17 protein-coding genes are annotated in these 19,738 nt (G+C 75.0%); 9 read left to right on the top strand and 8 right to left on the bottom strand.

Annotated features, from left to right (window positions below; all coding sequences use genetic code 11):
• Window positions 1–352: 352 nt before the first annotated feature.
• Window positions 353–943 (top strand): GNAT family N-acetyltransferase, encoded by a 591-nt coding sequence (locus ACFXGN_RS28905; RefSeq protein WP_384864765.1) that lies wholly within the window; start codon window positions 353–355, stop codon window positions 941–943.
• Window positions 944–1,010: 67 nt separating this feature from the next.
• Here the strand turns inward: ACFXGN_RS28905 and ACFXGN_RS28900 are convergent, their stop codons facing one another.
• Together ACFXGN_RS28900 and ACFXGN_RS28895 are read right to left on the bottom strand one after the other, a co-directional pair.
• The gene (locus ACFXGN_RS28900; RefSeq protein ID WP_384864763.1) at window positions 1,011–1,385 is read right to left on the bottom strand and encodes a VOC family protein; all 375 of its coding nucleotides are present in this window, start codon (window positions 1,383–1,385) and stop codon (window positions 1,011–1,013) included.
• 268 nt (window positions 1,386–1,653) lie between these two features.
• Window positions 1,654–2,328, bottom strand: coding sequence for a hypothetical protein (locus ACFXGN_RS28895; RefSeq protein ID WP_384864761.1), 675 nt, complete (start codon window positions 2,326–2,328; stop codon window positions 1,654–1,656).
• 943 nt (window positions 2,329–3,271) lie between these two features.
• On the opposite strand from ACFXGN_RS28895, the gene ACFXGN_RS28890 reads away from it, so the two are divergent.
• On the top strand, window positions 3,272–4,015 hold the full coding sequence (locus tag ACFXGN_RS28890; protein WP_384864760.1) for a beta-glucanase: 744 nt from the start codon (window positions 3,272–3,274) through the stop codon (window positions 4,013–4,015).
• A gap of 376 nt (window positions 4,016–4,391) precedes the next feature.
• Here ACFXGN_RS28890 and ACFXGN_RS28885 read toward each other — a convergent pair whose 3' ends face one another.
• Window positions 4,392–5,396, bottom strand: coding sequence for a MerR family transcriptional regulator (locus ACFXGN_RS28885; RefSeq protein ID WP_384864758.1), 1,005 nt, complete (start codon window positions 5,394–5,396; stop codon window positions 4,392–4,394).
• Window positions 5,397–5,399: 3 nt separating this feature from the next.
• Window positions 5,400–6,080: a HEAT repeat domain-containing protein gene (locus ACFXGN_RS28880; RefSeq protein ID WP_384864756.1), complete on the bottom strand. Its 681-nt coding sequence runs from the start codon at window positions 6,078–6,080 to the stop codon at window positions 5,400–5,402.
• Between the two features lie 204 nt (window positions 6,081–6,284).
• Here ACFXGN_RS28880 and ACFXGN_RS28875 point away from each other — a divergent pair, with 204 nt between their 5' ends.
• From ACFXGN_RS28875 to ACFXGN_RS28855, 5 genes are all read left to right on the top strand, one after another.
• Window positions 6,285–7,025 carry a hypothetical protein gene (locus ACFXGN_RS28875; RefSeq protein WP_384864754.1) on the top strand — a complete coding sequence of 247 codons (741 nt, stop codon included), beginning with the start codon at window positions 6,285–6,287 and terminating at the stop codon, window positions 7,023–7,025.
• 284 nt (window positions 7,026–7,309) lie between these two features.
• Window positions 7,310–8,350 (top strand): N-acetyl-gamma-glutamyl-phosphate reductase, encoded by a 1,041-nt coding sequence (argC, locus tag ACFXGN_RS28870; RefSeq protein WP_384864753.1) that lies wholly within the window; start codon window positions 7,310–7,312, stop codon window positions 8,348–8,350.
• A complete protein-coding gene (gene argJ, locus ACFXGN_RS28865; protein WP_384864751.1) occupies window positions 8,347–9,498 on the top strand; it encodes a bifunctional glutamate N-acetyltransferase/amino-acid acetyltransferase ArgJ in 1,152 nt (383 codons plus the stop codon). The genes argC and argJ overlap by 4 nt, the downstream gene beginning before the upstream one ends.
• A 17-nt stretch (window positions 9,499–9,515) precedes the next feature.
• Window positions 9,516–10,466, top strand: coding sequence for an acetylglutamate kinase (gene argB / locus ACFXGN_RS28860; RefSeq protein WP_384864749.1), 951 nt, complete (start codon window positions 9,516–9,518; stop codon window positions 10,464–10,466).
• Window positions 10,467–10,507: 41 nt separating this feature from the next.
• A complete protein-coding gene (locus ACFXGN_RS28855) occupies window positions 10,508–11,641 on the top strand; it encodes an acetylornithine transaminase (protein ID WP_384864793.1) in 1,134 nt (377 codons plus the stop codon).
• On the opposite strand, the gene ACFXGN_RS28850 is transcribed toward ACFXGN_RS28855, so the two are convergent.
• The 4 genes from ACFXGN_RS28850 to ACFXGN_RS28835 are packed head-to-tail and all read right to left on the bottom strand — an operon-like array spanning window position 11,590 to window position 15,515.
• The gene (locus ACFXGN_RS28850; protein WP_384864748.1) at window positions 11,590–12,366 is read right to left on the bottom strand and encodes a 4'-phosphopantetheinyl transferase family protein; all 777 of its coding nucleotides are present in this window, start codon (window positions 12,364–12,366) and stop codon (window positions 11,590–11,592) included. The genes ACFXGN_RS28855 and ACFXGN_RS28850 overlap by 52 nt on opposite strands.
• A gap of 4 nt (window positions 12,367–12,370) precedes the next feature.
• On the bottom strand, window positions 12,371–13,360 hold the full coding sequence (locus ACFXGN_RS28845; RefSeq protein WP_384864746.1) for an ABC transporter ATP-binding protein: 990 nt from the start codon (window positions 13,358–13,360) through the stop codon (window positions 12,371–12,373).
• Window positions 13,357–14,448, bottom strand: a complete 1,092-nt coding sequence (locus ACFXGN_RS28840) for a FecCD family ABC transporter permease (protein WP_384864744.1) — start codon at window positions 14,446–14,448, stop codon at window positions 13,357–13,359. Before ACFXGN_RS28840 ends, ACFXGN_RS28845 begins: the two co-directional genes overlap by 4 nt.
• Complete coding sequence (locus ACFXGN_RS28835; RefSeq protein ID WP_384864791.1) at window positions 14,445–15,515, bottom strand: FecCD family ABC transporter permease; 1,071 nt, start codon at window positions 15,513–15,515, stop codon at window positions 14,445–14,447. The genes ACFXGN_RS28840 and ACFXGN_RS28835 overlap by 4 nt, the downstream gene beginning before the upstream one ends.
• A gap of 268 nt (window positions 15,516–15,783) precedes the next feature.
• On the opposite strand from ACFXGN_RS28835, the gene ACFXGN_RS28830 reads away from it, so the two are divergent.
• Together ACFXGN_RS28830 and ACFXGN_RS28825 are read left to right on the top strand one after the other, a co-directional pair.
• Window positions 15,784–17,484 carry an ABC transporter ATP-binding protein gene (locus ACFXGN_RS28830; protein ID WP_384864742.1) on the top strand — a complete coding sequence of 567 codons (1,701 nt, stop codon included), beginning with the start codon at window positions 15,784–15,786 and terminating at the stop codon, window positions 17,482–17,484.
• A 239-nt stretch (window positions 17,485–17,723) separates the two neighbouring features.
• A complete protein-coding gene (locus tag ACFXGN_RS28825; protein WP_384864789.1) occupies window positions 17,724–19,520 on the top strand; it encodes an ABC transporter ATP-binding protein in 1,797 nt (598 codons plus the stop codon).
• The last annotated feature ends 218 nt before the right edge of the window (window positions 19,521–19,738 follow it).

Below are 19,738 nucleotides of genomic sequence, written 5' to 3'. Positions count from 1 at the left end.
GGGCGGGCACAGGTGACGGACGGACGCGGACCGCCCGGCGGACACGTCCGGAGCCCCGGCGGGCCGTGCCCGGCGCCGGGAGTCCGGAGCCCGGCGCCGTTCCGCTCGGTACGCGCGCGTGGGGGCCTCCAGCGGATCGGAGATCGGGGCCAAGCCGGGCTCAGCTCGCGTGGGGGCGTCCTCCGGCGGATCGTGCACCAACCCCGGTCCGCGCGGGGTGCCCGGCACGTCGACACGCCTCGGCGGGACCCGGGGGTGCGCGGGAGTCTCATGGTGGCCCGCGAGTTCGCCCGCCGACGGTCCCCGGGACGGCAGGACTCCACCCCGGTGCGAGCCGGTTAGGCTGCTGGTCATGAACACGGCCATGATCAGTGGTGGAGCCGACGAGCCCGTCCTCCTCGGACCGGAGGAGCTGGCGTCCGACCCGGACCGCTGGGCCCGGTTCACGGAATCGGCCCACCGCGTCCTGGCGGACCTGGTCCGTGGAGGCGCCGCGCTCGGCTGGGTCGAACCGCCCTCCCCCGACGAGGTGGCGGACCTCCTCGGTCATGCCCTCTCCTCGGCGCGGGCCGGTGACGGGGCGCTGCGCGCCGCGTACCTCGGCGGGCGGCCGGTCGGGCTCGGGTACTGGCTCCGCCACACCCGGCCGACCCATCGTCCGCACGCCGATCTGGAGAAGATCGCGGTGGACCCCGCCGCCCAGGGTCTCGGCGTGGGCCGGGCGCTCACCGCCGCCCTGATCTCCGATGCCGGACGGGCGGGGATCGAGGTGCTCACCCTGGACGCCCGTGGTGACAACACCCACGCCCTGCGCCTCTACCGGTCGTTGGGCTTCAGCGAGTACGGGCGACTGCCCGCGTTCGTCGCCGTGGGGGAACGCCGTTACGACAAGGTCTTCTACATGAGGGACTTGCGCCCGGCAGGGCCCCGCCGCCCAGGGTGACGGGGCCGCCACCGGCCGGTGCGCCGCCGTCCTCGCCCCGGGGGCGGGACGGACCGGCGGAACCGGCCTACAGGTAGGGCCGGGTGATCAGCTCGAAGGCATGGCCCGCGGGATCCTTGAAGTAGACGCCCCTGCCGCCGTGTTCGGTGTTGGTCTCACCGGGGCGCCGCATCTGCGGGTCGGCCCAGTGCTCGACGCCCTGTTCGCGGAGGCGCGCGTAGGCCCGCTCGAACAGTTCGTCGTCGACGAGGAACGCGTAGTGCTGCATCTGGATCTCGACCGGCGGCTCGGCGAACTGGATAAGCACGCCGTCGGAGAGCTGGACGTTGAGGAAGGGGCCCCAGGAGGGTGCTTCCGGGAGTTCGAGCAACTCCCGGAAGAACCGGGCCGATTCCTCGCGGTCCACTGCCGCGATGATGGTGTGGTTGAAGGTGACTGCCATGGGGACGACCTCGCTGTGGTCTCGGTGGGACGGAACTCGCGGTGCTCGTGCACCGGGGAGGTCCGCGCCCCGAACCACGGGGGTGCCGGAGAGGCACCCGCCGAGCGGTCAGTCGTCCACCGGATGGCCCGTCTGGGAGTGGCGTCGCTGCGCCGGTCCGGTGTTCATGACGAGGACGCTACTTGATCATCCGCGCCGGGGCAAGGGGCCTCCGGGGCCGGTGGATTCCGGCGCCGCCGTCCCGGACCGCCGTCCGCCGCCGTCCGGGTCAGCCCACGAACTCCCGGTCGCCGTAACGGATTTCAGCCTGTCCCCAGTCCGCACCCAGGGACACCGTGAAGTCGCGCGCCAGCGGCAGGTCGGCGAGCGGCGCGACGAGGACGAGGTGTCCGTCGAGGGTGACCGAGCCGCCTCCGAGCCTCTCCCGGACCTCCGGGTCCGCGAGCAGGCCCGCGCGCAGGTCGGCGGCCCGGACGCCGGGCACCTCGATCTCCACGGCGTCGGTCTCCGGGGACGTACGGGGCAGGCAGCGGAAGGTGAGCACGGCCTCCTGGTGGTACCGCTTGGCGATGACGGCCGCGATGTGGCGCAGGGAGTCGGGGCCCGCCCGGTTCACGTCGAACTCGCGCGACCGCTCGTAGGTCGTGCGCTTCAGCTCCTCGGACCAGAACACGCCGTCGAGGAGCGTCGACCCGCCGGGCCGTGCGCCGTGGGCGCGGATGATCCCCCGCACCTCGTGCTCGAAGTGGCGCAGCCGGGTCGTGAGCCGGGGGTCGTCCGGGTCGGTGATGATCGCGGTGTTGTCGGTGGCGAAGATCTCTCCGGCGGGGCAGCCGGGCAGGACGGGGCTCGCGTAGGTGCTCTGCGCGCCGGTGATGCCGAGGAGGAGGGCCGCGAGGGAGGTCGCTAGAAGGCGGAAGCGGCGGGGGATGAGGTTCTTCATGGCGGGGTCAACGAGCCGGGGCGGGGATCGTCGCGCCCGCCGCCCCGGGTCGAGTGCCCGTGCCCGTTCCCCGGCGACTCGGCCCGCTCCCACCGTGACACCACAGCACGACGGCGCGGGGCGGGGAGAGGAACCATGGGCCATCACGGGCAGGGCCCCCGGGGCGGGTCCGGGACAGGTGACCGACGGCCTGTCCGGTGACGGTCGCGGGGGCGACCGGATGCGGGGCGACCGGGCGCGGGGGTGATTGGGTGCGGGGGCGACCGGGCGCGGGGCGGCTCGACACGATGGTCACCTACGTCTCGGTCTTCGCGACGGACAACTGCGGGGCGGGCAGCACCCCTTCGGCCGTCCACACCAGGGCCGGTCTCCTCATCCGGTGGGCACTGCCGTGGCCGGGGCCCGGGGCCCGGGGTCGCGGCGGCGGCCTCGGTGACGCTCGGACCGTGGCGTGGCAACGGGGGCGGGGGCGGGCGCGGTGGCCGTGACTGGAGGTCGGTGTCGTGCCGCATCCTGGGGCGCTCGCCGGGGCCTCGGCGGTCATGGTCGCGCGACGGGGCGGGGCCGGGGTGAGCGGGCGCGCGTCCTCATGCGAGGGCGGGCCCGTGGCCCAAGTCGGGTCCGTGGGCCCGGTCGCGTCCGTGGGCCGTCGCGCGGGGAGGGTCACCGCCCGTCCGCCGACCCGTCCCTCGTGCGACCGTTCACGGGCCTTCGGGGCGTACGTCCACGGCGCGGCGCCCGAGGCAGGTCGGGCACCTCGACCGGTAGCCCCTTCCGAGCCGGGGCCACGAGGCCGAAAGGATCGCACCCCCTCACGCATCCCGTGCCTCCGAGCAGGGAATGTGACGACTTGTCGCCAACCGGACACGCTCCGCGCATACGTGGGACAGGGTGGGGCAGATCGCCCATGGGCCCCTGATTGCCCGCGCGAAAGGAGTGTGCCGTGCTGTCCGACCTTCTCGACCGGTTGTTGAGACGCGGTGCCGTTCCCCCCGGCGGGCGCGAAGGCACCAGCAGCCCCGGGCCTCCCCGGACACCGGGGCAGCTCGTCCTCGACGCGGACTTCTCCTCCACCGGGCAGTGGACGGCCGGCCGGTCGTGGGCGTATCCCGGCGGGGGCCCGACCAATCCCGGGGACAACAAGCTGGACCACCTCGTGGAGGACCCCGCGTACAGCCGGACGGGGCTCTTCCGCGCCACCCCGAGGTCCGACGGCTACTGGGACACCGGGCTGCTCACCACGGAGGGCAGTGCGGAAGGCTTCCAGGTGCGGGCGGGCGACACCCTGGAGGCGCGGGTGCGGCTGCCGGAGGAGACCGGGGCCTGGCCCGCGATCTGGACCTGGCTCGACGGCGGGCAGGAGGTCGACGTCTTCGAGTACCACCCGGACAACCCGGACCTGCTCGAACTGTCGAACCGGATCAAGGGCCGCTACCAGTACTTCCGCACCCCCGAGGTCCGCCCCGGGGCGTGGATCGACCTGCGGATCGACTTCGGCTCGCGGAACGTCGTGTGGTGGGTGAACGGTGTGCGGGCCTTCGACGACCGGCGCGGAGTGGGCCGCTCGTGGCGGGCCTACCTCATCGTGAACCTCTCGGTCTGCGCGGGCCGCTACCACCCGGCCCCCGACCCCGGGACGACGGAGATGTCGTACGAGGTGGCGACGTTACGCGTGTACCGGGACTGAGCACGGCGGAGCGGTCCTCCCCGGCGGGTACCCACGGGCCGTCCCCATGACGGGCCCGGGTCCGTGCGGAGCCGGTCCCCCGGCCGCTCCGTACGGGACCGGTGCCCCTCCCCCGCCCCCGGCATCTCCCCGGACGGCCGCTCCCGCGCTCCCGGCGGTCCGTGGAGATCGTCCGGCCGCTGTCGCCCTCCGGGCCGTACGCGGGTCGTACCCCGGCCGCCCCCGCCGGGGACGTACGAGCCCGCCCTCTCCCCACGAGCCAGGCGGCCCCGTGATCCGGGCCGCCGCCCCGCCGGAACCGGTCTCCCCCAGCCGGTCCCGGCCACCCCCGGTCGCGTCCGGTCCTCCCCCGGTCCGGGCGCGGTCCGGGGGTCCCTCAGCCCTCCTGCCGCAGCGTCAGGACGTAGCTCGCGGTGAGCGCGACACCACGGTCCTCGTCGGCGGACAGGTCCCGGAGCGCCCGTTCGGCCGCGTCCCCGGGGATGCCCGCGAGCGCCTGGGCCAGCCGCCGTCGCACGGCCGCCCCGGCCGGGCCGGGGGCGAGCCGCTCCACGAGCAGTCCCGTGACGCGCTCCGCGAGGGCCGGGCGGGACGCGAGCGCGCTCAGCGCGTCGGCCGCCTCCACGTCGTTGACCGCCTCCACGACCATGTCGACCAGGGTCGGGACCGCCCCGGTGACCCCGCGCGCCGCGAGTGCCGGTGCCGCGCGTCGGCGGACCACCGGGTCGGGGTCGGCGAGAGCGTCCCGCAGGCGAGCCGTCGCCTCCTTCGTGGGTAGTTCGGCGAGGGCCAGGACGGCCCGCCCGCGCACCTCCGCGTCGGGCGCGTCGAGCGCCTCGGCCAGCAGGGCGGTGGCGTCCTGGTCCGCGCGGGCCAGGGCCCAGCGCAGGGCCCCGGCCACGTTCGCGTCCGCTTCGCCCAGGACCGCCTCGACCAGCGTCCTCACCGGCACGGGGGCCTTCTCCGGGGCGGAGAGGGCGGCGCGCTGGCGTCTGCCCGCGCTCTCCGCGCCCAGCTCCCGGAGGAGGGCGACGACCTGGAGGACGTCCCCCCAGTCGGCCGGTTCCGCCGCGCCGATCCGGCCGAGCCGGGTGAGCAGCGCGGTCTCCGCCGCGATGCGTTCCCTGGTCCGGCGGACCAGGTCGTCGACGAGTCCGGCGGGGGTGAAGCCGGGGTCGTCCAGGGCCGAGGCGACCTCCCGCAGCGAGAGCCCGAGCGAACGCAGGCTCTCGATGTGGAAGACGCGCCGGATGTCCTCGGTGGAGTACTCCCGGTAGCCCGCGCCGGTGCGGGCGGCGGGCCGGACCAGACCGAGGGACTCGTAGTGCCGGAGCATCCGGGCGCTGACTCCGGACCTTCTGGCGACCTCGCCGATGCGCACGGGCTACTCCTCCCCCGGGCCCGCCCCGCCGAGCGCGACGACGCGCTTGGCCTGTTCGACGGCGAACTCGAAGCCCTCGTCGGGGTCGCGCAGCAGCCGTCCCGTGGCGATGGCGTGGGCGCGCACGGCGGGGTCGGGACGGGCGGCGGCCCCGTCCAGGACGGGCACGATGACCTCCCCGAGGGCGATCAGCGCCCGGCTGAGGCTGAGCCGGGTCTCCCGCCCGCCCCGTCCCAGCTGGGTGGCGAGGGCCGTGGCGAGCCGCAGCTCCTCCCCCTCGGGGACGAGGGCGACCGCGGCGCGCCAGGCGCTCCGGGCGACCTCGTCGTCGGGGTCGGCGAGGAGTTCCGGGGTGATCGCGGGCCAGGCGCGCGGGTCCCCGACCTTGGACAGGGTGTGCAGGGCCTGGCTCCGTGCCTGGGGGAGCTCCGAGCGGACCTCGTCGATCAGCGGCGGGACGGTCGTACCGGCCGGAAGGCGGGTGAGCGCCCAGGTGAGCATCTCGCGGACGGAGAACTCGGGCTCGACGGCGCACCGTTCGACGAGGGCGCCGACGTGTCCCGGGTCGGGTCGGGTGCCGATCTCCAGGGCCGCCCTCAGCCGTACGGACGGGCGGTCGTCCGTCAGGGCGCGCAGGGCCCGGAGGGCCCGCTCCGTCCCGGTGTCCTGTTTCTGCGTGGTCATGTCCGAACCACCTCCTCGGCCTCAGTGAAGACCTTGTCATCGTGTCAAGGTCAAGCGGCGGCGTGCCACCCGGGGACGGACGGGTGGTGTCCGGCGGTCGACTCGCTGAACGGCGGGGGATGGGGGTCCCCCGGCCGGGGGCGTTGCGTAGGCTCCGACGGAGCGTTCCGCGCCCGCGCGGCCCGTACGACGAGGAGGACCCCCATGGACACCGCCGACGAGGGACGGCCGCGGCTCGACGAGGCAAGCGTCCTCAACGCGAAGCGGACGCTGCTCCAACTGCTGGCCCGCGCGGGGGTCTACACCGGGGACGCGGAGGAGCTGATCGGGCTCGTCGAGGCCGGTGCCCTGGCGCTCGCGCACACGGAGGTCCTCGCGCACCTGGAGGCCGGGCGGACGGCGTCCGAGGACCGGGGCGAGGAGTACGCGGCCGGGTGGTCCGGGGGCGCCCGGAGCGTGTCGGAGGTGCTCGGCGGGATCGCCGAACAGGCGCTCCTGCGGGCCGTCACCGCCGGTCCCGGGGAGGACCCGGCCGGGGCGCGCTCCCCCGTCCGGCGGGCGGAGATGGAGCGGGCGAAGGTGGCGGTGACGCCGCTGTACCTCTCGTTCAGCGAGGTCTCCGAGCTGGATCCGGAGGTCACGGAGCAGGTGCTGGGCGCGGTCCTGCGGACGATGGACCCCCGGCGGCGGGCCGGATACCCGGGGGTGCTCGGGGAGTTCGCGTCGGCCCACCGGGCGCGTCTCGAGCGGCTGTACGCGCGGTACGGGCCCGGCGCCCCGATCGCGGTCCACGGGCGTTACTCCCTGATCCACTCCCCCACCGGTGTCGCCGTGCTCGAACGGCTGGCGGCGGCGCCGTCGGCGCTGCGGGAGGAGTGGGACGCCGCCGAGCTGCCGCCGGTGTGGCTGGACGGGCTGAGGTCGGCGTGGGAGGCCCTCGGCTGACCGTACGGCCCTCTCCGGCCGTACGCCCTTATCCGGCGAGCCCTTCCGACCCACGAAAGGGCGTGCCCTTCCGGCCCACGAACGGGCGAGCCCTTCCGGCCTCCTGGCGGGCGTGCCCTTCCGGCCTTCGGACGAGGTCCGTTCGTCCCCGGTGGCGAACGGTCTCCGGCCAACCCCTCGTCATGGTCACTTAGGTTAGGCTAAGTTAAGTTCTCGTGCGCCGGTCCGGGACGTCCTCGCCCGGCGTTCGTCACGTCCCCACGCACCAGGAGAGACGGAAGAACATGACCTTACGGGTCGCGGTGGCCGGAGCCAGTGGATACGCCGGCGGGGAGATCCTCCGTCTGCTCGCCTCCCACCCCGAAGTCGACATCGGCACCCTCACCGGGCACAGCAGCGCCGGGCTCCCCCTCGGCCGGGTCCAGCCCCAACTGTCCGCGCTCGCCGACCGGACACTCGCGGAGACCTCCGCGGACACCCTCCACGGCCACGACGTCGTCCTCCTCGCCCTGCCGCACGGCCAGTCGGCCGCGCTCGCCGGGCAGTTGGGGGCCGACACGCTCGTCGTGGACTGCGGGGCGGACTTCCGGCTCCGTGACCCGGCGGCCTGGACACACTTCTACGGCACCGCGCACGCCGGGACCTGGCCGTACGGCCTGCCCGAATTCCCCGGCGCCCGCGACGAGTTGAAGGGAGCGACGCGCATCGCCGTACCGGGGTGCTACCCCACCGCCGTCACCCTGGCGCTCCTGCCCGCCCACACCGCCCCCCTCGTCGAACCCGAGGTCGTCGTGGTGGCGGCCAGCGGGACCTCGGGGGCCGGACGGACGGCCAAGCCCCACCTGCTCGGCGCCGAGGTGATGGGGTCCATGACCCCGTACGGCGTCGGCGGCGGCCACCGGCACACCCCCGAACTCGTCCAGAACCTGTCCCTGGCGGCGGGCGAGCACGTCACCGTGTCCTTCACCCCGACGCTCGCCCCCATGCCCCGGGGCATCCTCGCCACCTGTTCCGCCCGCCTCAGGCCGCACGTGGCTCCGGACGGCGGACTCGACGAGGTGCGCGAGGTGTTCGAGGCCGCCTACGCGGACGAACCGTTCGTCCGGCTGCTGCCCAGGGGACAGTGGCCGTCCACGGCGGCGGTGCTCGGGTCCAACACCGTGCACGTGCAGGTCGCCGTCGATCCGGCCGCCCGCCGTCTCATCTGTGTGAGCGCGCTCGACAACCTGACGAAGGGCACCGCCGGTGGAGCGGTGCAGAGCATGAACATCGCCCTGGGCCTGCCCGAAGAGCTCGGCCTGCCCGTGAATGGAGTGGCTCCGTGACCGTGACCGCCGCCCGAGGATTCCTCGCCAGCGGAACCGCCGCAGGCATCAAGACCTCCGGCGCGCCCGACCTCGCCCTGGTGGTCAACCAGGGACCGGGGACGGCCGCCGCCGGGGTCTTCACCTCGAACCGGATACAGGCGGCGCCCGTCCGCTGGTCCCGCCTGGCCCTCGCCGACGGAAGGCTCACCGCCGTCGTCCTCAACTCCGGTGGCGCCAACGCCTGTACGGGCCCCGCCGGGGCCGAGGACACGCGGACCATGGCCGAGCGCACGGCGTCCGCCGTCGGCGCGGACCCGGAGGACGTGGCCGTCTGCTCGACCGGGCTCATCGGCGTCCCCCTCCCCATGGACCGGGTCACGCCCGGGATCGGCCTCGCGGCGCGGCACCTCCACGCAGACGGGGGCCTGGACGCCGCACGGGCGATCATGACGACCGACTCGGTGCCCAAGACCGCCGTGGCCACCGGGGACGGCTGGACCGTCGGCGGCATGGCGAAGGGCGCGGGGATGCTCGCCCCCGGCCTCGCCACCATGCTCGTCGTCCTCACCACCGACGCCGACGTCGACGCGGGGATGCTCGACGCGGCCCTCCGCGCGGGCGTCCGCACCACCTTCGACCGGGTCGACTCCGACGGCTGCATGTCCACCAACGACACCGTCCTCCTGCTCGCCTCCGGCGCGTCCGGAACGACCCCGGCGGAGGAGGAGTTCACCGACGCGGTGCACGCCGTCTGCCGGGACCTGGCACGCCAGTTGATCGCCGACGCCGAAGGGGCGTCGAAGGAGATCGAGGTGACCGTCGTCGGCGCCGCGTCCGAGGAGGACGCCGTCACCGTGGGCCGCTCGATCGCCCGCAACAACCTCCTCAAGTGCGCGCTGCACGGCGAGGACCCCAACTGGGGCCGGGTGCTCTCCGCCATCGGCACGACCGACGCCGTCTTCGACCCCGACCGCATCGACGTGTCCGTCAACGACGTCCGGGTCTGCCGGAACGGCGCCGCAGGGGAACCCCGCGAGAAGGTCGACCTGACGGGCCGCCACGTCGGCATCACGGTCGATCTGCGCGCGGGCGACGCGTCGGCGCAGATCTGGACCAACGACCTGACGGCCGCGTACGTGCACGAGAACAGCGCCTACAGCTCATGACCGGGAGGACGGCAACGATGGCAGGCACGACGGGCACCACGGAGAGCCCGAGGGCGGCGGGGACACTGCCCCCCGGCGCACCGGGCTCCACGACGCTCCCCGCCGGGGACGTGCCCTGGTCCGAGGAGCTGAAGGGCCGCACGGTCGTCGTCAAGTGCGGCGGCGCCACCCTGGTCGACCCGGCCCTGACGCGCTCGTTCGCACAGGACGTCGTCGAGCTGTGGCACGCCGGGCTCCACCCGGTCGTGGTGCACGGCGGCGGCCCGCAGATCAGCGCGATGCTCGACCGGCTGGACCTGGAGGTCCGCTTCGAGGCCGGTATGCGGGTGACCACCCCCGAGGCCATGGACGTGGTCCGCATGGTGCTGACCGGACAGGTGCAGCGCGACCTGGTCGGCGCCATCAACGCCCACGGCCCCTTCGCCGTCGGCATGTCCGGCGAGGACGCGCACACCCTGACCGCCGTCCGGCGCCCGGCCCTGGTGGACGGCCGGACCGTGGACATCGGGCTCGTCGGCGACATCGTGGCCGTGGCCCCCGACACCGTACGCGGCCTGCTGTCCGGCGGGCGGATACCCGTGGTCTCCCCGGTGGCGCGCGGCGCCGACGGGCACGTCTACAACGTCAACGCCGACCTGGCGGCCTCCGCCCTCGCCGTCGCCCTCGGCGCCGACCGGCTCGTGATGCTGACGGACGTCCCCGGGCTCTGCGCTGACTGGCCGCACGGCACCGAGGTGATCCCCCGGCTCACCGCCCGGCAGCTCGACGCGCTGCTCCCGCGCCTCGCCGGGGGGATGCTGCCCAAGATGGAGGGCTGTCTGCGGGCCGTCCGCTCCGGGGTGGGCCGGGTCCACGTCCTCGACGGACGGACCCCGCACGCCGTCCTGCGGGGCGTCCTCACCGAGGAGAACCAGGGCACCACCGTGCTGCCGGACACCGCGCCCGACGACGAGGAGGTCCCCGCGTGAGCACCGCCACGACCCCCCTGACCGCACGCTGGCGGTCCGTCATGACGGACACCTACGGCACGCCCCCGCTGGCCCTCGCGCACGGGGCGGGCTGCACGGTCCACGACGAGTCCGGGCGCCCGTACACCGACTTCACCGGTGGCATCGCCGTCAACACCCTCGGCCACGCCCACCCCGCCGTCGTCGCGGCCGTCTCCGCCCAGATCGGGCGGCTCGGCCATGTCTCCAACCTGTTCGCGGCCGAACCGCCGGTCGCCCTGGCGGAACGGCTGCTGAGGCTGTTCGGACGGCCCGGCCGGGTGTTCTTCTGCAACTCCGGCGCGGAGGCGGCCGAAGCCGCCTTCAAGACGGCCCGCCGCACCGGGCGCACCCATGTCGTGGCGATGGAGGGCGGTTTCCACGGGCGCACCATGGGCGCCCTGGCGCTGACCGGGCAGCCCGCGAAGCGCGAGCCGTTCCTGCCGCTGCCCGGAGAGGTGACGCACGTGCCCTTCGGGGACGTGGCCGCGCTGCGCGCCGCCGTGACGCGGGAGACGGCGGCGGTCTTCGTGGAGCCCGTGCAGGGCGAGGCGGGCGTGGTGCCCGCGCCCGAGGGATATCTGCGGGCCGCCCGCGAGGTGACCCGGGCCACCGGCAGCCTCCTCGTCCTGGACGAGGTGCAGACCGGGATCGGCCGGACGGGTCACTGGTTCGCGCACCAGGCCGAACCGGGGGTGGACCCGGACGTGGTGACCCTGGCCAAGGGCCTCGGCGGCGGGCTGCCGATCGGTGCGGCCGTGGCGTTCGGCGCGGCGGCCGAGCTGCTCGGGCCGGGGCAGCACGGCTCGACCTTCGGCGGCAATCCGGTGGCCTGCGCGGCGGGCCTCGCCGTCCTGGACACCATCGCGTCGGAGGGGCTGCTCGCCCACACCGTCCGCGTGGGCGAGCTGCTGCGGCGCGGGGTGGAGAAGTGCGGGCATCCGCTGGTCGCCGAGGTGCGGGGCGCGGGGCTGCTGCTCGGTGTCGTCCTCACCGAGCCGGTCGCCGAGCGGGTCCGGGAGGTGGCGCAGGAGGCCGGTTTCCTGGTGAACGCGGTCGGCCCCGCGACCGTACGACTGGCCCCGCCGCTGACGGTGACGGAGCGTCAGGCCGAGGAGCTGGTGGAGGCGCTGCCGGGGATCCTCGACGGCGTCTGAGGGGCGGCGGCCGGCGGTCCGGGGGTCCGGACCGCGCAGGCCGCCGCGTATCCCGGGAGGACGGGGACGTCGGTGAGGGTCCAGCCGGGGACGGCGCCCGGCGCGGGGCCCGTGCCCACATAGGTGCGGGCCGGGTCCTCGCCGAGGCCGATGCCGACGCCCTTGAGGTACGACTCCTTGCGCGCCCAGCAGCGGGCGACCGCGCCCGGCCGGTCCCCCGGGGGCAGGGCGGCGAGTTCGGCGCGCTCGGCCGGGTGCAGCACGGCCGTGACGTCCTCGGTGGCTTCGGCGTCGGGTTCGGTCTCGACGTCCACGCCGACCGGGACGTCCGCGAAGCCGAGGAGGACGGCGCCGCCGGAGTGCGAGAGCGAGAAGTGGAGCGGGCCGCCCGCCACGGCGGGGCGTCCGTGCGGGCCGCCGCAGCCGGGGCACGGCTCACGGACCAGCCGTACGGCGGCCGGGTCGCTGTCCAGGTACGCGCCGAGCAGTTCGCGCAGGACGACATGGCCGACCCGGTACCGGTCGCGGTCGACCGCCCGTACGAAGCCGTGGCAGCGGGCCCGTTCGTCCGGATCGAGGAGGTCCTCCCGGAGGCGGGCCCGCTCGGTGTGCTCGGCCACCCGCAGGGTCCACAGACACGGCCCGCCGCCGTACCGCCAGGGCGGGGGGAGCGGACCTGTGGCGGCCCCCAGGACCCGGGGCGCGGACGTCGTCGGGGCGGTCACGGGGTCAGGGGGCGGTCGTGGCCGGGACCGGGGCCCGGTCGGCGGGGGCGTACCAGCGGGGGGCGGCGGGCACCATCAGGGGCGTCCCGGTCTCGGGGTCGGGGATGATCCGGCAGGGCAGTCCGAAGACGTCCTCGACGAGTTCCGCCGTCATGACCGTCCTCGGGTCCCCTTCGGCCGCGATGGTGCCGCCCGGCCGCATCACGATGAGGTGGGTGGCGTACCGGCAGGCCTGGTTCAGGTCGTGGAGGACGGCCACGACGGTGTGCCCCTCGCGGGAGTTGAGTCCCGCGCACAGGTCGAGGACCTCGACCTGGTGGGCGATGTCGAGGTACGTGGTGGGTTCGTCGAGGAGCAGGATCGGGGTCTGCTGGGCGAGGACCATGGCGAGCCAGACGCGCTGGCGCTGGCCGCCGGAGAGGTCGTCGACGGGCCGGTCGGCGAGTTCGAGGACGCCGGTGCGGCGCATGGCGGCGACGACGGCCTCCTCGTCCTCGGCCGACCACTGCCTCAGGATGCCCTGGTGGGGGAAGCGGCCCCGGGCCACGAGGTCGCCGACGGTGATGCCGCCGGGGGCGTTCGAGGTCTGCGGGAGGAGTCCGAGCCTGCGCGCGACCTCCCGGGAGCGGTACGAGGAGATGGCGGCGCCGTCCAGATGGACCTGGCCGGTGCGGGGCTTCAGCATCCGGGCGAGCGCGGTGAGCAGGGTGGACTTGCCGCAGGCGTTGGGGCCGATGATGACGGTGAAGGAGCGGTCGGGGATCTCGACGTCGAGGCCCGCCACCACCGTCCGCCGATCGTAGGAGAGGGTGAGGTCCTCGCCGCGCAGGCGGGCCGCCGGGCGGGCGGGCTCCGCCGGGGCGGCGGGCACGGCAGGGGCGGCGGGCACGGCCGGAGCGGCGGGCACGGCCGGAGCGGTGGTGGCGTCCGGGGTGCCGGGCGCCGCCGGGGCGTCGGGGGCGGGGCGGTGGACGGGAGGGTTCGTGGTCGTCATGCGCGGCTCTTTCGTGACTCGGAGACCAGCAGCCAGATGAGGTAGAGCCCGCCGATGGTGCCGGTCGCGGTTCCCACCGGGAGGAGTGCGGGGGCGAAGAGCCGCTGGGCCAGCACGTCGCTGACGGTCAGCAGCAGCGCCCCCATGAGGGCGGTCGGCAGCAGCGCGGGGCCCGGGGAGCGGGTCGCCTTCCTGGCGAGCTGGGGTGCGGCGAGGGCGATGAACCAGATGGGTCCGGTGACCGCGGTGGCGAAGGCGGCCAGGGCCACGCTGACGACGAGCAGGGCGGTGCGGGTGCGGGCCACACCGACGCCGAGGGCGTTCGCCGTGACGTCGCCCATCTCCACCATGGCCAGGCGGCGGGAGAGGCCGAAGGCCAGGGGCAGCAGGACGAGGACGGCGATCCCGATGGCGTTCGCGTGCTGCCAGCCACGGTTGCCGAGGCTGCCGATCAGCCAGGTCTGCGCTTCGAGGGCTTCCTGCCAGGTCGCCCTGGTGATCAGGTACGAGTTGACGGAGAGGAGCAGGGCGCTGACGCCGATGCCGGTGACGACGAGCCGGAAGCCGTGCAGTCCCCGGCCGACCATGAGGAGGTGGACGGCGAGCGCGGTGAGGAGTCCGCCGATCAGCGCGCCGACCGCGATCTCGGTCATGCTGCCGTGCCACAGGATGATGACGAGGAGAGCGCCGACGGCCGAGCCGTTGGTGAAGCCGACGACGTCGGGGCTGCCGAGGGAGTTGCCGGTGAGGCTCTGGAGGAGGGCGCCGCTCACGGCGAGCGCGGCGCCCACGCAGAGGGCGGTGACCAGGCGGGGCAGCCGCAGGGTGGTCACGATGAAGTCGGCGGCGCCCGAGCCGTTGCCGAGGAGCGCCTGGACGACCTCTCCGACGGTGAGCTCGAAGTCGCCGGTGGTGAGGGTGATCCCGGCGACGGCCACGAGTGCGGCGAGGAGGACGGCGGTGACGGCCAGGGTGCGGCGCTGGAGACGGACCGAGTGGCCGCGCCGGGTGCGCAGGACGATGCCGGTGACGACGCGCGGCGGGGCATCGCGCTCCGCGGCGGTGGGCGGCTTCCGTACGGGGCTCACAGCATGACCAGCTTCCGGCGGCGGCAGAGCGCGAGGAACAGCGGGGCGCCGAGGAACGCGGTGACGATCCCGACCTGGATCTCACCGGGGGCTCCGATCACCCGGCCGAGGACGTCGGAGCCGACGAGCAGCACCGGGGCGATGAACGCCGAGTAGGCGAGGACCCATCGCTGGTCGGGTCCGACGAGGAAGCGGGCGACGTGCGGGACGGCGAGTCCGACGAAGCCGATGGGGCCCGCGGCGGCGGTGGCGGCGCCGCACAGCAGGACGACCGCGGCGGCGCCGAGCGCCCGGGTGCGGCCGACGTTGACGCCCAGGGCGCGGCCCGTGCGGTCCCCGAGCGCCAGGGCGTTGAGGGAGGGCGTGAGGGCGAGGGCGACGACGAGGCCGACGGCGACGAAGGGCAGGACGATCTGCAGGACGTCGTAGTAGCGTCCGGCGAGGGAGCCCACGGTCCAGAAGCGGAACTCGTCGAAGGCCCTCGGGTCCAGCAGCAGGACGGCGGAGTTGAAGGCGTAGAGGACCGCGGTGACGGCCGCTCCGGCGACGACCAGCCGGTCGGGCGTGGCGACCTTCCGGCCGGAGGTGCCCAGGAGGTAGACGACGACGGAGGCGACGGCCGCTCCGGCGAAGGCGAACCACAACTGGCCGAGCAGGGAGCCGATGCCGAGGAAGGAGATGGCGGCGACGACTCCGGCGGACGAGCCGAGGCCGATGCCGAGGAGTCCGGGGTCGGCGAGCGGATTGCGGGTGAGGGCCTGCATCAGGGCGCCGGAGAGACCGAGGGCGGCGCCGATGACGGCGCCGAGGAGGGTCCGGGGGACGCGGTAGTCGTGGATGATCACCGAGGTCTCGGAACCGTCGGGATTCCACAGGACGTTCCAGGTGGCGGTGAAGGGGATGCCCCTGGTGCCGGTCCAGACGCTGAGGAGTCCGACCAGGACGAGGAGGAGCAGGACCAGGAGCAGTCCGGCTCCCCGTCCGGCGGCGCCCGCCCGGGTCGCTCGGGGTAAGGCGGCGGGGCCGACGGGCGGGCCGTCGGGGTGCTTCTCCCGCTGTACCGGCACCGCCCGGGATTCGACGGACAACGACAACTCCCCCTGGCAGTGGTTCAGATGTGCGGTGGCACCCGTCGGCGCACTCCGGGCGGAGGACGTCGAAGGGACCAGACTTAGGTGAGGCTAACCGAACTGCCACGGAGGGTCAACGCATCGGCCGGGACCGCCCTCCGCCAGCGCCGGGACCGTCCTCCTCCGGCGCCGGGACCATCCTCCCCCGGCCCAGACTCAGAGTAGGCTTACCTAACTTGTCATTCCGCCTCCGTGAAGGAGTCCCATGCCAACCGGCGGACCTGCGGGGGGACTTGTCCTCCGCCAGACGATCAGGGAACAGCGCCGCCGGGTGATCGCGGCCTCCCTGCTCGGCATGACCCACCAGGGCTGCGAGGCCCTCGTCCCCGTGGTCATCGGCGCCATCATCGACAGCGCCGTGGCGACCGGCTCCTCCTCGGCGCTGCTGCGCCTCCTGATGGTCCTCGCCGTCCTCTTCCTCGTCCTGTCGACCTGCTACCGGACCAGCGCCCGCATCACCGAGGGCACCGGCGAGATCGCCTCGCACCGGCTCAGGCTGCGCCTGGGCGCGCGGGTGCTCGACCCCCGGGGCGGAGCCGACGCCGACCGGCTCCCCGGCGCCCTCACCAGCATCGCCACCAACGACGCCCGGCGCGTGGGCTCGGTGGTCACCGTGATCCCGTACGGCGTCGCCGCGCTCGCCGCCCTCGTCATCAGCGCCGTCGCCCTGCTCCGCATCTCCGTGCCGCTCGGCCTGCTCGTCCTCCTCGGCATCCCGCCGCTGCTCTGGCTCGGCCACCGCATCAGCCGCCCCCTCGAACGGCGCAGCGAGACCGAGCAGGAACGGGCCGCGCACGCCTCGGGCGTCGCCGCCGACCTGGTCTCGGGACTGCGCGTCCTCAAGGGCATGGGCGCCGAGTCCGCGGCCGTCGCCCGCTACCGCACCACCAGCAGGGACTCCCTCTCCGCCGCGCTGCGGGCCGCCCGCAGCCGGGCCGGACACGAGGGCGCCGTCCTCGCGCTGACCGGCGTCTTCATCGCGCTCATCGCGATCGTCGGCGCCTACCTCGCCGTCGACGGCAGCATCAGCGTCGGCGACCTGGTGGCCGCCGTGGGCCTCGCCCAGTTCCTCCTCGGCCCGTTCCAGCTGCTGACCTACGTCAACGCCGAACTCGCCCAGGGCCGCGCCTCCGCCCGGCGGATCGCCGAGGTCCTCGACTCCCCCGCCGCCGTCGCCGAGGGCCATGACGTGCCCGCCGACGACACCCCCGGACACCTGGCCCTGCGCGGGGTGTCGCTCGGCACCCTGCGGGGCGTGGACCTCGACCTGCCGCCCGGCAGTCTCACCGGGGTCGTCACCCGCGACCCGGCCCTCGCCGACGACCTCCTCGTCTGTCTGGCCCGCGAGGCCGACCCGGAGGCGGGAGCCGTCGTGCTCGACGGCACGCCCCTGACCTCCCTCGACCCCGACGGGCTCCGGCGGGCCGTGCTCGTCGCCCGCCACGACGCCGACCTCTTCGAGAGCACCCTCCTCGACAACGTCCGCGCCGGGGCCCACGAGGACGACCCGGCCGCCGTCGAACGCGCCCTCGGCGCCTCCGCCGCCGACGAGGTCGCCCGGCTCCTGCCCGAAGGCACCGGCACCCTGCTCGCCGAACGCGGCCGGTCGCTCTCCGGCGGGCAGCGCCAGCGCGTGGCACTCGCCCGCGCGCTCGCCGCCGACCGGCCCGTACTGGTGCTCCACGACCCGACGACGGCCGTGGACACCGTCACCGAGTCCAGGATCGCCGCCCGGCTCCGGGAGGTCCGCAAGGACCGCACCACGCTCCTCGTCACCACCAGCCCCGCGCTCCTCGCCGTGACGGACCGGGTGGTGGTCCTGGAGGACGGTGTCGTACGGGTCTGCGGCCCCCACGCCGAACTCCTCACCACCGACGCCTCCTACCGGGCGGCGGTGCTGGCATGACGGCCGTCGGGGAACACCGCCCGGACGGCACGGCCGGACCGGACACCGAGGACCGTACGGCCGGAGCCGGACCGGGCGCCGCGACCGTAGGCCGTACGGCCACCGGGCCCGGCGGGACGCCTGACGACGACCTGACCGACGGCTCCCGCCCGGACGGCCACGAACGGACCGGCCGCCGGACCGACGACCGCCCCGGCCCCGGCACCCCGCCGGAGCCCACCGAGAAGACGGAAGCGACCATGAGCGGAACCGGACCGGACCGCGCCCTCCTGCCGACCGCCGGCGCCGCCGAGTCCCGCGCCGCCCTGCGCGAACTGCTGCGCGGGCACCGGACCCTGACCACCACGGCGTTCACCGTCCTGGTCGCCGGGACCGCCGTCGGCCTGCTCACCGCCCCCCTCCTCGGCCACGTCGTGGACCTGGTGGTGGACCGGAAGGGGGCCGCCGCCCTCACCCTCCCGCTCGTCCTCCTGGTGGTCGTCGCGCTCGCCCGGGGCGCCGCCGCCGCCGTCGGCGGCGCCCTCGTCGCACGGCTCGGCGAGACCGTCCTGGCCGCCCTGCGCGAACAGTTCGTCGAGCGGGCGCTGCGGCTGCCCCTGGACCGCGTGGAGGCGGCCGGTTCCGGCGACCTGGTCTCCCGCGTCACCAGCGACGTGTCCGTGATCGGGAAGTCGGTGCGCCAGGCACTGCCCGAGTTCAGCCGCTCGGCCCTGACCATCGTGCTCACCTTCGGCGGACTCGCCCTGCTCGACTGGCGCTTCCTGATCGCCGCGCTCCTCGCCGCGCCGATCCAGGTGGTCTCGGTGCGCTGGTACCTGCGCCGCTCGGCTCCCGTGTACGCCGAACACCGGATCGCCACCGGCGCGTTGCAGCACCAGCTGCTCGACAGCGTCGGCGGGGTCCGGACCGTCCGCGCCTTCCGGCTGGGCCGGACCCACGCGGACCTCCTGGAGCGCCGCTCCGAGGCGGCCCGCGATCTGGGCCTGCGGGGCGTGCACATCGTCACCGGGTTCTTCTCGCGGCTCAACCTGGCCGAGTTCATCGGTCTCTCCGCGATGCTCGGCACCGGATTCCTCCTGGTCGACCGGGGCTCGGTCAGCATCGGTACGGCCACCGCCGCCGCGCTGTACTTCCACAGCCTCTTCAACCCGATCAACGCGACCCTCTTCCTCCTGGACGACGCCCAGTCGGCGGGGGCCAGCTTCGCGCGTCTGGTCGGCGTGTCGGACCTCCCGGCGGAGCGGGACCCGAGCGAGAGCCCCGCCGCGGCGGACGGCTCGGTCACGGTGTCCGGACTCAGCCACGCCTACGGTGCCGGGCAGCCCGTGCTCCACGAGGTGGACCTGCGGGTGCGCACCGGGGAACGCGTGGCGCTCGTCGGCGCGAGCGGCGCGGGGAAGACGACCCTGGCGAAGCTCGTCGCGGGGGTACACGCCCCCCTCAAGGGCTCGATCGCGCTCGGCGGGGTCGACGTCCGCGAACTCGGACCCGCCGGGGTCCGCCGTACGGTGGCGCTCATCAGCCAGGAGGTGCACGTCTTCGCCGGGACCCTCGCCGACGACCTGCGTCTGGCCCGGCCCGACGCCGACGAGGAGCAGGTGCGGGCGGCGCTCGACCGGGTCGGCGCCCTGGAGTGGGCGAAGGCCCTCCCCGAGGGCCTGGACACGGTCGTCGGCGAGGGCGGCCACCGGCTGACGGTCACCCAGGCCCAGCACCTGGCCCTGGCCCGGCTCGTCCTGGCCGATCCGCCGATCGCGATCCTCGACGAGGCCACCGCCGACGCGGGCAGCGCCGGTGCGCGGGTCCTGGAGGAGGCGGCGGCCCGCGCGCTCGAAGGGCGCACCGGGCTGCTCGTCGCCCACCGTCTGCCGCAGGCCGCCGCCGCCGACCGGGTGGTCGTCCTGGACGCGGGGCGGATCGTGGAGACCGGCACCCACGAGGAACTGGTGGCGGCCGGCGGCCGGTACGCGGGCCTCTGGGAAGCCTGGTCCGCGAGCCGCCGGGAGCCCGGGGAGAAGACGCCCGGCGAGGTGTGACGGGGCCGGGCTCCTCAGGGGGCCCGGCCGGGTCGCGGACCTCGCGGAGGGGGCCGGTACGACGGTGACGTCGTACCGGCCCCCTTTCCCGTACGGCCTTGCTCGTACGGTCCTCGCGCGTACGGGCACCTCGTACGGCCCTCGCTCGTACGGCCCCGCTCTACGGCTCTCGCTCGTGTACGGGCACCCCGTACGGCCCTCGCTCGTACGGCCCTGCC

It is taken from the genome of Streptomyces sp. NPDC059247 (assembly GCF_042754005.1).
In the GTDB taxonomy this organism is placed as follows: Bacteria; Actinomycetota; Actinomycetes; order Streptomycetales; family Streptomycetaceae; genus Streptomyces.
Note: the sequence above shows the minus strand (reverse complement) of the source record. Positions and strands in the feature narration are given on the sequence as shown.